An 11,262-nucleotide genomic window follows, 5' to 3' on the forward strand; every position below is an offset into this window, starting at 1 on the left:
AACCGATAAAAATCTCTGCAATGGGAAGAATCAAAATGATAATCAGGGCTACAGCCTCCAGCATAATTTCAAACTCAAGCATAAAATTTACCCCTTTTCCCGGATCAATAATCTTTGCAATACATGAGAGATAGAATCAGCCCGAGGATAATCTTAATCACTCTAACATGCTTCACAAGTCCCCCTGAATTCGTAATTTGATTTTTGAGTATAATTTCTGGTGCATCTTTCCTGTTTGGGAAGAACTGCTATTCTCTCAGGATACACCTATCCCCTTACATTAAGACGCACTACTACGTGATGAAATTTTGGTATGATGTTTGTGCTGAAGATGCAAATGCTGTACTACTTAAAATATATCATCAACTTTTATAATGTAATAAAAATAATTTAATTGTCAAGTATTTATTAATAATTTTATTATTATCTTCTTACTACTTTACTGTCCGTTTTTTTAATAGTTCTTTCGGCTTTTAACCGGAAAAACTTTAAGAAAATTACATCAGAACCATGCGAATGCCAGATTTTCAGTAAACATTAAGACCTCAGAGGTTTCAAAAACCTCTGAGGTCTTTTATTCAAACAAAATATTTTTTTTAATACTTCATCTTCAAATTTTTAACTAGAAACGCCCACTTATCAGCCTGTTCCTCTATCTGCTTGCTTGTGGGTTTGCCTGCCCCATGTCCTGCTCTGGTTTCTATTCGTATCAGCACAGGCGCATCGCCTGCCTGGCAGTACTGAAGCCTTGCCGCAAATTTAAAGCTGTGCGCAGGCACAACCCTGTCATCATGATCTGCCGTAGTAACAAGAGTTGCAGGGTAGGACACGCCTTGTTTCAGGTTATGATAAGGTGAATAAGCATAAAGAAATTTAAAATCATTGGGATTATCGGATCTTCCGTAATCAGAAGCCCAGGCCCAGCCGATTGTAAATTTATGATACCTGAGCATATCCATTACACCTACTGCAGGAAGAGCCGCAGCATAAAGGTCAGGGCGCTGAGTCATACATGCTCCCACAAGAAGGCCTCCGTTGCTTCCTCCTCCTATTGCAAGCTTTTCCCGGGATGTATATCCCTTATCAATAAGGTACTCGGCTGCAGAAATAAAATCATCAAAAACATTCTGTTTTTTGCCAAGAACTCCCTGTTTATACCAGTCAATTCCATACTCTCCGCCGCCGCGGATATTCGGTATTGCAAGAATACCTCCCATCTCCATCCATTGAAGATTTGATACGCTGAAATACGGAGTAAGACTTATGTCAAAACCTCCGTAACCATAAAGATAGCATGGATTCGGACTGTTCTTTTTCAGCCCTTTTTTATACGATATAAACATTGGAACACTTGTTCCGTCCCTGCTCTCGTAAAAAACCTGCTCCGTTTTAAAATCAGAAGGATTAAACTTCACTTTCGGGGAGCGGAATATCCTGCTTTCTCCTTTTTTAAAATCATATTTATAAATTGTATAAGGATAAGAATAGGAACTGAACCCATAGAACATTTCAGTATCTTTTTTCTCTCCGCTTATACCGCTTACAGACCCAATGGCCGGCAGAGCGATTTCTTTTTTAAATTTCCCATTCTTTTTATAAATATAGACCTTATTGTATGCATCGTGCATATAGGACGTTACAAACTCGTTATTTACAACTGTAACTGATGAGATAACATCATTCTTCTCAGGTATAATCTCTTTCCAATGCCTTTTGGCGGGCCTTTTTAAATCAATTTCTACAATCCTGCCTTTCGGTGCATTAAGGTCAGTACGGAAATAAAATTTCTTCCCGTCATTATCTATAAATGAGTATGATGCATCAAATTTATCAAGCAGCCTGACAACGCGGCTTTTAATTCCTTTTGCCAAATCCATGTAATAAACCCTGTTCCGGCTGTCTGTTCCCTGACTGACAAAAATAACAAGATACTTTCCATCGTCTGTAACAAAGGGATAAAACCCTCTTTTAGGATGTTTTTTATCCTGATAAACCAGAACATCTGCATCCTGACTGCTGTTTACCTTATGATAAAATACCATTTGATTTGTATTCCGCTGTGTAAGTTCATGTCCCTTTTCCGGTTCAGGATACTTGCAATAGTAGAATCCTTTTCCGTCTTTTGACCATGAAGCGCCTGAAAATTTTATCCACTTCAAGTGATCGGAAAGATCTTTTTTCGTTTCAACATTCCTGACAAACATATCCCGCCAGTCCGATCCTCCGGAAGAAGTCCCGTACGCAAGATACTTTCCATCTTCACTGATGCTTGTAATTGCAAGTGCAACAGTTCCGTCTTCACTTAATTTATTGGGATCAAGCAGGACTTCCGGTTTAGCATCGAGTTTATTCTGAACATAGAGCACCGACTGATTCTGAAGCCCGTCATTCTTTGAGAAAAAGTACTTGCCGCCCTTTTTCCACGGCAGACCGTATTTCTCATAATTCCAGAGTTCAGTCAATCTTTTTTCAATCTTTTTTCTTGCTCTTATTTTCTTAAGATATTTAAACGTAACTTCATTTTCCGCTTTGACCCATGCCTTTGTCTCTGCGGAATTATCATCCTCAAGCCATCTGTACGGATCAGCAACCTTTGTTCCGAAATAGTCATCAACCACATCAACCCGTTTTGTTTCAGGGTATTGTATTTTTCTACCGCATCCGTAAAAAGCAGCGGCAACGACAAGAGAAAAAATCCCCATAAGAACCCTCTTCTCCATAATTAGCTCCTTCTATATTAGTATATTGAAAAAACTTCTAACTTGTATGACGCAAAAAGACTCAGAAAGTTCCAAAATAAAATATCTAAAGTTTTTCAAAATTAAGGCCCTATATGAACCATATCGTATTGGAAATCTCCTCTCGCATAATAGTCTTCATCCCTGGAACACAGGTCGTATTCACCTCTCAACAGCGCATAATGCCCGTGTTCCATTGTTGACAGATATAGAAGTATTTCCTGTGTGCCGCGGTGATCAACCTCTTCTGCCAGTTCCTGATAAAAATCCTCAAAGACCTGTTCAACTTTAATTGCTGTTTCAAGAAGGTCAAGCACTGAGCTGTTCTTCTCAATTGCAATCCTGATATCAGGAGTAATGGATTTACCGGTCTTTAACGGTTCTTTTGAAGGAAAGAGTTTCTGGAAAAGATTTCCAATTATAGCCTGATGTTTTTTTTCTTCTTCAATTAGAAACTGCAGTTTATCTTTCATAACAAAATTCTGCACAGAATCTTTCAATATTTCATACAGCTTTGAAGATTCGGCTTCTGCTGCAAGTGCCATACTCAGGGCTTCTTCCAATGTAAGAGAAGCAACATCAATGGACATTTGTTTTCCTCCCTTTTTTAAATTTATATTACTACTCTCCCAATTTCTTCTGGAACTCCAGAATTCTGTAAATATGTTTTCTCTCCTCTTCAATTATATCATCAATAACATTCTGATCATCCTTACGTACAAGATTTTTAAACTCTGAGAAAAACAGAATAGCATCCTTTTCAAAAGATATGGCAACACGCAGAGCCGCTGCAGGGTCGTTAATATATTTCCGCATATCTTTTACTTCTGATACACCCGGGAAAATTTTTTTATCAACAAGGGATTTAAAATAGAGCAGCATTTCATAATCATCATAGGGCAGAGCAAGCATAATGTCTTCACCCTTTGAAAGCATTGAACGAAATATCTCTTCGTGCTTCACTTCTTCATCAGCGAGAAACTGAAATATCTCCCTTGCAACAGGATTTTTTACTGATTCTGCCACAGCAAGGTAAAATTCTTTTCCCTCTTTTTCAAGCTGAACTGCCATTTGGAGCAGTTCACTGCCTGCCAATTTTTCTGTCATTGTAATTTTCTCCTGATATAAACAGATTAATTTTCTCTGAGTACAATATCATCATACTCTTTTTCAATACGATTCTTGTGCCTCAGCTCTTCCTGTGCCAGCATTTTAAAAAGAGTAACAATTTTTTCATCAGTACTGTTCTCAGCCATTGCATCATACAGTTCTTTTGATTTTTCTTCCCGTTTCATTGCAAGAATCAGCAGCTGCTGATAATTCATATCCTGAGAAAATTCCATATCAACAAGATAATCGGAAATCTTCAAGTTGGGAGCAATACTGAGTTTGGCTCTGTCAACAAGTTCAGGTTTAAAATTTTTTACCATCTTTACATGTTTCTCTTCCTCTCTTGACAGCTCAAGAAATACTTCCTTCATATTGCTTCTGTCAATAATTTCCGCACACATCTTATAGAATTCTACAGCTTCTTCCTCTTTTTCAAGGGCAAAATCCATAACCTTTTTAAAATCATTTAAATCCATAAGATACTCCTGTAATTTGGGATTAAAATATTTTATTTAATCTTCGATCCAAGACCGTAATAGCTTCAAATTCTCTTTGAACTTTTCATCGCCGCCCGGAGTTTCCAAAATCATCGGTACTTCGGAAAATCGTTCGTCATTAACTATAAGCTTAAAAGGTTTCTCTCCAAGAAAGCCCTTTCCGATATTTTCATGACGGTCAACCTTTGTTGCAATATCCGTTTTGGAATCATTAAGATGAAAAACCTTCAGCCTCTCTATTCCGATAATTCTGTCAAATTCATCAAATACATTTTTATATCCTTCTGAACTGCGAAAATCGTATCCGGATTCAAATACATGAGCAGTATCAAAGCATACTGCTAATTTTTCCCTGCATTTTGCTTTATCAATAATTTCCGCTAATTGTTCAAACCTGTAACCAAGATTTGTTCCCTGCCCGGCAGTAGTCTCAAGAAGCAGGACTACATCTTCGGCATGAGCATTATCCAATACATAATCCAGGCTTTGTGCAACTGTTCGCAGGCCATTTTTCTCTCCGGTTTTCAGATGAGAGCCGGGATGGAAAACAACATAGCGGAGGCCGAGGATTTCCGCCCTTTCAACCTCATCAATCATTGCTTTTCTGGACTTTTCAAGAGCATCTTTGTCCGGGTGTGCGAGATTAATAAGATATGAATCATGAACAACAACCTCCTTTACAAATGATTCCGCATATTGCTTTTTGAATGCATTAACAGATGATTCTTTAAGAGGAGGAGATCTCCATTGTCTCTGGTTTTTACTGAATATCTGGACAGCTTCCAAAGATAGATATTCTCCTCTGCCTATTACGTTTTCTACTCCTCCGCCTGCAGAAACATGTGCCCCAAGTAATCCCATCTATTTTTCTCTTCTACTTTATGCTGATATCTTTTGATGATTCCCACAATCCGTGAATATTGCACAAACTGAGTGCATGAAGAGTCCCTGGTTTATCTGTCTTCATAAAAGCTTTAACAACAGGATGGGAATACACAGGCCCCTGGTTTGCTCCTGCACCTGATTCGCCGTGAGCAGAAAATTCATAATGGCCGATCTGATAGCTGAATTTTTCACCTTTAGGATGGAAGAAAAGTGAAATCCATCTTATATGATGCTCTGTAGTATTGGGATGTGCTATCTCCCTGCCTATTCCTACCTCAACCTCAAATATCTCCCCGCTGTTTACAGTGTCTGCACATTCAATAACAGGGGCATGCTTCTCTTTCTTCCAGTCAGCTTCCTGAATGTGTTCGTTTAATCTTCCCATTGTCAACCTCCTTTAAATTTATTTAAATTAATATAATAACCAAAGGCTTAATGCCATAACTACCATCCCGATAATTACTCCGAGCACAGGAGCGTGTTCACTGCCGAGATTTTTGGCAGCAGGCATAAGTTCATCAAGGGATATTGCAACCATAAGGCCGCCGACACCTCCCAGCAGCCAGCCAAGTACTTCATGAGAAAAAAATTGAGATAGTACTACTGCACCAAGGGCAGCACCCACAGGTTCGCTTACGCCTGACAGAAAAGACCACCAGAACGCCTTTTTTCTGCTCCCTGTTGCAGCATAAACCGGTGCGGAAATTGCCAGCCCCTCAGGAATATTGTGTATTGCTATTGCCACAGCAATTGCAATCCCAAGCTGCATATTCTCCAAAGCGCCGCTGAATGCTGCCAGGCCTTCAGGAAAATTGTGTATGCCTATTCCCACTGCAACTAACAAACCGGTTCTTTTTAAGCCTGGTTTCTGATTTTTTTCATTAAAATCCTTCTGTCCCACATACTCATGGGGAATAATAAAATCTATCAATGCAAAAATAATCATACCGATTAAAAATGCAATATTTGCCCTGGCAAAACCTATCTGTTTTATACTGGTATTTAAGAGCTCTACAAATGAAATAAGAATCATAACTCCTGCCGAAAATCCGAGAGTAAATGCAAGGAACCTGTCAGAAGGTTTCTTTACTGCAATCCCCATCAGACTCCCGATTGTAGTAGCAAGGCCTGCTCCTGCTGAAAGCAGAATTGCATAGAAAAAAGTAGTACCGGTCTGCATCCCTATTGCAGTTCTTTTACTTTTGCAAGGACATCTTCAACATGCCCTTTTACTTTAACTTTCGGCCAGACAAAATCAACCATGCCGTCAGGATTTATTATAAATGTACTTCTCTGAACTCCGTAGTACTCTCTGCCGTAGTTCTTTTTTAAAACCCATGCACCGTACTTTTCAATAACTGTATGTTCCTTGTCACTCAAAAGTCTGATTTTCAGATTGTGCTTTTCCCGAAACTTACAGTGGCTCTCAGGAGAATCCGGGCTGATTCCGATAATTTGAGTATTCAGAGATTCAAATTTTGTCAGATACTCACTAAAATCTATTGCCTCCAATGTACATCCTGAGGTATTATCTTTGGGATAAAAATAGAGAACAACCCATGACCCTCTGAACTCTTTCAAACAGATCTCTTTTTTATTCTCATCCGGCAAGCAGAAATCTGCAGCTTTTTTACCTTTATCAGGTACTGGCATTTAACTATCCCTTCATAAATATTTTTTCATGTCTTCTCGCGAGCTATGCGTAGAAACGCTGCACCCAAGGCCTGTATATCCTGTTCCATTCCGGGGCTGTGTCAAAAGTCATAACCCTGTCATTGCGAGTGTCTTTCATTCTGTGCCCCAAGTTCAACTTGGGACACAGGCAAACCACTGTTTATTCAGAGATTAGCTTTCATTAATTATTTCAATCATCAAACCTGGACTCTTCAGGCTGTTCCTTTTAAAATTCTACTCCTTGCCTGTATCTTCTGCTGTAAATATACGTGCATTTAAATCTTTATCTATCATAAACAGGCCGTTGGGGCTTCCTGATACAAGTTTCAGCTTATCAATAATTTCATTATCGTTTGCTTCCTCTTCTATCTGTTCTGTAACATACCACTGGAGGAATATCTGGGTTGCATGGTCTTTTTCCGAAACTGCAAGGTCCGCAAGTTCGTTAATACTTTTGGTAATAAACTGCTCATGCTTCAATGTAGCCTGAAACATATCAATCGGCTCCCCGAATTCTGCAGGAGGTTTCTCAATTGCTTTCAGAATAACCTGCCCGCCCTGATCCTGGATATAGTCATACATTTTCATTGCATGTACCATCTCTTCCTGATACTGTGCCATAAACCAATTGGCAAATCCTTTCAGGCCTTTATATTCAGAATATGCAGACATTGACATGTATAGGTATGCCGAATACATCTCTCTGTTAATCTGCTCGTTTAATGCATCTGTCATTTTCTCGCTTAGCATAATCTATCTCCTTTACTATTTTTCTCATATTTTTTCTTTAAATACTCGGCAAATGCTCTGCCATAAGCCTCTCCTGCCTGGAGCCTCTGCTGATTCACCCCTCCGTTAAATTCAAAAGGTTTAAAAGCCTTTACAAGATCAATGAGAACTTTCTTTTCATCGTTAATCAAATACGTGTTGTAAGACACACCCTCTTTTGAAATAGGCCATAAGCCTTCAAAAAGATCAGTTGTTCTGTCGTTTACACCTATCAAGAAAATTCCAGGTTTAACTTCTACTGCTGACATTATATATTTCCTTAATAGTTGCTGCTGAATTATTCTCCGGCCGGACACTAATGCCAGGCCGGAGATACAATTAATTAACCCTCTTTTGTGAACATATCTTTAGCAGCTCCGCATAACGGGCAGACCCAGTCATCAGGGATGTCTTCAAAAGCTGTTCCCGGTTCTATTCCGCTGTCAGGATCGCCATTTGCAGGGTCATAAACATAACCGCAAAGATCACATACCCACTTGTCCATATTGTCCTCCGTTTTTTGTTTTATCACATTAATTTTTTCATTTCAGAAAGCCGCTTAATGTGCTCTTTCTCTTCATTGATTATCTTGTCAATCACATCTTTTCCGCTTGATTTGATCATATCCTTTAATTCATAAAAGAAAAGTAGAGTATCCCTTTCAAATCCGAGAGCGAATTCTACCGCTTTTTTATCTGTCTCTGAATTTGCTGCAAAATTTATATTTTTATTTCCCAGGAATATACTGCTCTCAACCATTGCTTTTATATACTTTCCTACATCTTCCCAGTCAATCGGCGTACCCTGGGGGGTATCATCTATAAAACCTTTAAGTCCGCTGAAAATCTTTTTATGGTTAAGCTCCTCGTCAGCGAGGTATGCAAAAAGCTGTTTTGTTTCTTCGGATTTTGCATTTTCCTCTGCAGTCTTATAAAACTCATATCCTCTTTCTTCAGTTGCTACAGCCATATCCACAATTTCATTGCCTGAAAAAAAAGTTTCCATATTAAACCTCCTGTTTCATTCCTCAACCTTGATAACCGCTATTGACATATCATCAAAAAATTTATTCTTTCCTGAAAAACTTTTTAATGATTCAAAAACTTTTTCAATAATCCCTCTCGCAGGCAAATGAGCAAATGACCTTATAGTTTTGACAAGCAATTCTCTCTGAAACATCAGGTCCTGACTCTTCTCGCTTACTACTTCTGTTATGCCGTCGGAATAAACAGCAATTATATCTCCTCTTGCAATATCAATGGAAGTTGAAGAATATTCCGCATCAATTTCAGCCCCAAGTACCAGATCTGTCTTTTTCAGATTAAGGCACTGTTTATCATTTTTAATTATTATCGGAGTATCATGCCCCGCTGACGTATATGTAAGCTTTAATTGAGATGGAGAAATGATTGCGTATACTGCAGTAATGAATTTACACATGTTTTTGCATAAATCTACAGCCTTCTTATTCATGAACGAGATAAGAGCGTCTGTTTCAAACTGAAAATCAGAATCCGGCATCTCTTCCATGTATGCACCAAGTGCTTTACGAATTTCAGCACCTATTAATGACGGGCTGACTCCGTGGCCCATCACATCACACAATAATACGGTTAACACATCACTGTCAGGAACAGTATTTACATCAAGAAGATCACCGCTTATAAATTCCAGAGGAAGAGAGGCTGCCGCCGCATCAAAACCTTCAATTGCAGGAAGATCCTTAAAAGGAATTTCATCAGTAATACTGAAAGCAACCCTTCTTGAAGAAAAAGCTTCATTATCGGCAGCTGCCTTGATAAGCTGTTCAATCCTGCCAATTTCTCTTTTTATAAGACGCCTGTGGTTTCTCTCTTCTTCTGCTAATTTTGTAAAAAGTATCTTGGCTTCTTTAACTTCTGTCTTTGAAGCATATTTCGAATAATAGTTAAATGCGGTGGTTTCCCGTTCCAGTGCACGTGTTAAAATATTAATCAAGTGTGCTTTAATATTTTTATTTTCTTTTTTCATAACCATATTAGTAATCTGCAAAGCCGGAGATATTTTCAATTAAACAAGAAAAAACATCCATGCTTTGCATCTTTTATTGTATTATTTTCTATAAGGTTTGATACACTGCCAACCGCATTTAAACATACCAATTGTTCAAGTTCATGTAAATGATCAGCTGAATGTTTTCCGGCCCTGAAGATTTTCAATGGATTTAAATTATAAATCATTTTTTTATTATTACTTATTTTAATCATTTCACCATACAAAATCAAGGCCTTTTACTTAATTACCCCTGGACAATAAAACTTATACACTATTCATAATATTATAATTAAAACTTAGCAAATTTATCCCTGGATACTCCGCATACCGGACAGCTGTCAGGAGCACCTCCTGTTGTTGTATATCCGCAGACAGGGCATACATAGACATCTTTCACATCAGCATCTTTCCCCTGTTTTACAGACTCTTTTGCTTCTGCATACATTACAGAATGGATCTTCTCAGCTTCAATTGCATAGTGTACAGATTTTATTGCACCCTTTTCGCCCTGCAATTTGGCAACAGCATCATATGCAGGATACATCTCCTCAACTTCAAAATTTTCTCCGTCCATTGCTGCCTGAAGGTTCTCTTCCGTAGATCCGACTCCTTCAAGGGTTTTTAAATGGTTGGTGGCATGAACCTGTTCTGCATACGCAATTGCCCTGAAAAGTTTTGCAGTATTGGGTTTGCCTTCTTCTTCTGCCTTCTGCGCAAAAGCAAGGTACTTCATGTGCGCCTGACTTTCACCTGCAAATGCATCTTTTAAATTACTCTCTGTCATTTTTCTCATGTTACTCTCCTGTTTCTATTTTACTGGTTTTGTATATCCGGCATATTCCGATTATTTGTTCCTGTACTCATCTTTTTCTGGCACTCCGGGCATATACCCTGAAATTTAATATGAGCAGTATGTACCTGATAGCCTGTGAGCTCCTCTATTTCATTAATTGCAGCTCTTGGTGACAAGTGAGAAACATCCTCTATTCTGCCGCACTCCGTGCATTTTATATGATAATGGTCCCGCAGATCACCGTCATATCTTACAGGACAGTTGGGAAAACATAATTCTTTTATCCTTCCCTGCTCTTTTAAAAAATGCAGATTACGGTAGACTGTTCCCATACTGATATTCGGCATCTCTTGTCTCGCATCGGCAAATACTTCATCAGCAGTAGGATGTTTTTTAGTTGACCGGACAATTCTCAAAATCAACTCACGCTGTCTGCTTCTTTTTGAATTTTCCTCTTTCATTTTCATCCTTTTTAATAATAGGAACTATTACTAATTTAATCAATTTATTGATAAAGTCAAGAGAAAAGAAGAAAAAGTGAAAAGTGAATAGAAAATTGTGAATAAAATTTTTCTGAAAGTTGCTTTAAATTAATATTTTTTTATCCGACATCTGAAAATCTCAGCCTCAACTGGTCTCCGGGGTGTCTTTCCCGCATGTTTTTAGCGGGAAACCAGGGGTGGAGGGGTTAGTCAATAACGTAGGTAATCCTCCACACCACCTCCTCTGGATGCCCGTTTTCACGGGCATGACAGGATTGAAA

At 38.6% G+C, this 11,262-nt stretch carries 16 protein-coding genes; all 16 read right to left on the bottom strand.

Features of this window, described 5'->3' with window-relative positions; genetic code table 11:
• Positions 1-596: 596 nt before the first annotated feature.
• Positions 597-2,702: a S9 family peptidase gene (locus tag J7K93_11805; GenBank protein MCD6117693.1), complete on the bottom strand. Its 2,106-nt coding sequence runs from the start codon at positions 2,700-2,702 to the stop codon at positions 597-599.
• A 119-nt stretch (positions 2,703-2,821) separates the two neighbouring features.
• Positions 2,822-3,328 carry a ferritin family protein gene (locus J7K93_11810; protein ID MCD6117694.1) on the bottom strand — a complete coding sequence of 169 codons (507 nt, stop codon included), beginning with the start codon at positions 3,326-3,328 and terminating at the stop codon, positions 2,822-2,824.
• Between the two features lie 31 nt (positions 3,329-3,359).
• Positions 3,360-3,845 (bottom strand): ferritin family protein, encoded by a 486-nt coding sequence (locus tag J7K93_11815; GenBank protein ID MCD6117695.1) that lies wholly within the window; start codon positions 3,843-3,845, stop codon positions 3,360-3,362.
• Between the two features lie 26 nt (positions 3,846-3,871).
• Entirely contained in the window at positions 3,872-4,324 is a 453-nt protein-coding gene (locus J7K93_11820) for a ferritin family protein (protein ID MCD6117696.1), read from the bottom strand.
• A 36-nt stretch (positions 4,325-4,360) separates the two neighbouring features.
• On the bottom strand, positions 4,361-5,206 hold the full coding sequence (gene nfo / locus J7K93_11825; protein MCD6117697.1) for a deoxyribonuclease IV: 846 nt from the start codon (positions 5,204-5,206) through the stop codon (positions 4,361-4,363).
• Between the two features lie 13 nt (positions 5,207-5,219).
• On the bottom strand, positions 5,220-5,615 hold the full coding sequence (locus tag J7K93_11830; protein MCD6117698.1) for a class II SORL domain-containing protein: 396 nt from the start codon (positions 5,613-5,615) through the stop codon (positions 5,220-5,222).
• A gap of 27 nt (positions 5,616-5,642) precedes the next feature.
• Positions 5,643-6,410, bottom strand: coding sequence for a zinc transporter ZupT (gene zupT / locus J7K93_11835; protein ID MCD6117699.1), 768 nt, complete (start codon positions 6,408-6,410; stop codon positions 5,643-5,645).
• A gap of 2 nt (positions 6,411-6,412) precedes the next feature.
• Positions 6,413-6,883: a peroxiredoxin gene (locus J7K93_11840; GenBank protein ID MCD6117700.1), complete on the bottom strand. Its 471-nt coding sequence runs from the start codon at positions 6,881-6,883 to the stop codon at positions 6,413-6,415.
• A 255-nt stretch (positions 6,884-7,138) separates the two neighbouring features.
• Positions 7,139-7,654, bottom strand: coding sequence for a ferritin (locus tag J7K93_11845; GenBank protein MCD6117701.1), 516 nt, complete (start codon positions 7,652-7,654; stop codon positions 7,139-7,141).
• Positions 7,648-7,941 carry a hypothetical protein gene (locus J7K93_11850; protein MCD6117702.1) on the bottom strand — a complete coding sequence of 98 codons (294 nt, stop codon included), beginning with the start codon at positions 7,939-7,941 and terminating at the stop codon, positions 7,648-7,650. Before J7K93_11850 ends, J7K93_11845 begins: the two co-directional genes overlap by 7 nt.
• Before the next feature lie 74 nt (positions 7,942-8,015).
• A complete protein-coding gene (locus J7K93_11855; protein ID MCD6117703.1) occupies positions 8,016-8,177 on the bottom strand; it encodes a rubredoxin in 162 nt (53 codons plus the stop codon).
• Between the two features lie 23 nt (positions 8,178-8,200).
• Complete coding sequence (locus J7K93_11860; GenBank protein ID MCD6117704.1) at positions 8,201-8,677, bottom strand: ferritin family protein; 477 nt, start codon at positions 8,675-8,677, stop codon at positions 8,201-8,203.
• A gap of 15 nt (positions 8,678-8,692) precedes the next feature.
• A complete protein-coding gene (locus J7K93_11865) occupies positions 8,693-9,688 on the bottom strand; it encodes a SpoIIE family protein phosphatase (protein MCD6117705.1) in 996 nt (331 codons plus the stop codon).
• A 29-nt stretch (positions 9,689-9,717) separates the two neighbouring features.
• A complete protein-coding gene (locus J7K93_11870; protein MCD6117706.1) occupies positions 9,718-9,918 on the bottom strand; it encodes a hypothetical protein in 201 nt (66 codons plus the stop codon).
• A 77-nt stretch (positions 9,919-9,995) separates the two neighbouring features.
• A complete protein-coding gene (locus tag J7K93_11875) occupies positions 9,996-10,499 on the bottom strand; it encodes a rubrerythrin family protein (protein ID MCD6117707.1) in 504 nt (167 codons plus the stop codon).
• Between the two features lie 20 nt (positions 10,500-10,519).
• Positions 10,520-10,960 (bottom strand): transcriptional repressor, encoded by a 441-nt coding sequence (locus tag J7K93_11880; protein MCD6117708.1) that lies wholly within the window; start codon positions 10,958-10,960, stop codon positions 10,520-10,522.
• Positions 10,961-11,262 lie beyond the last annotated feature (302 nt).

The organism is bacterium (assembly GCA_021158245.1).
Classification (GTDB): Bacteria; Zhuqueibacterota; QNDG01; order QNDG01; family QNDG01; genus QNDG01.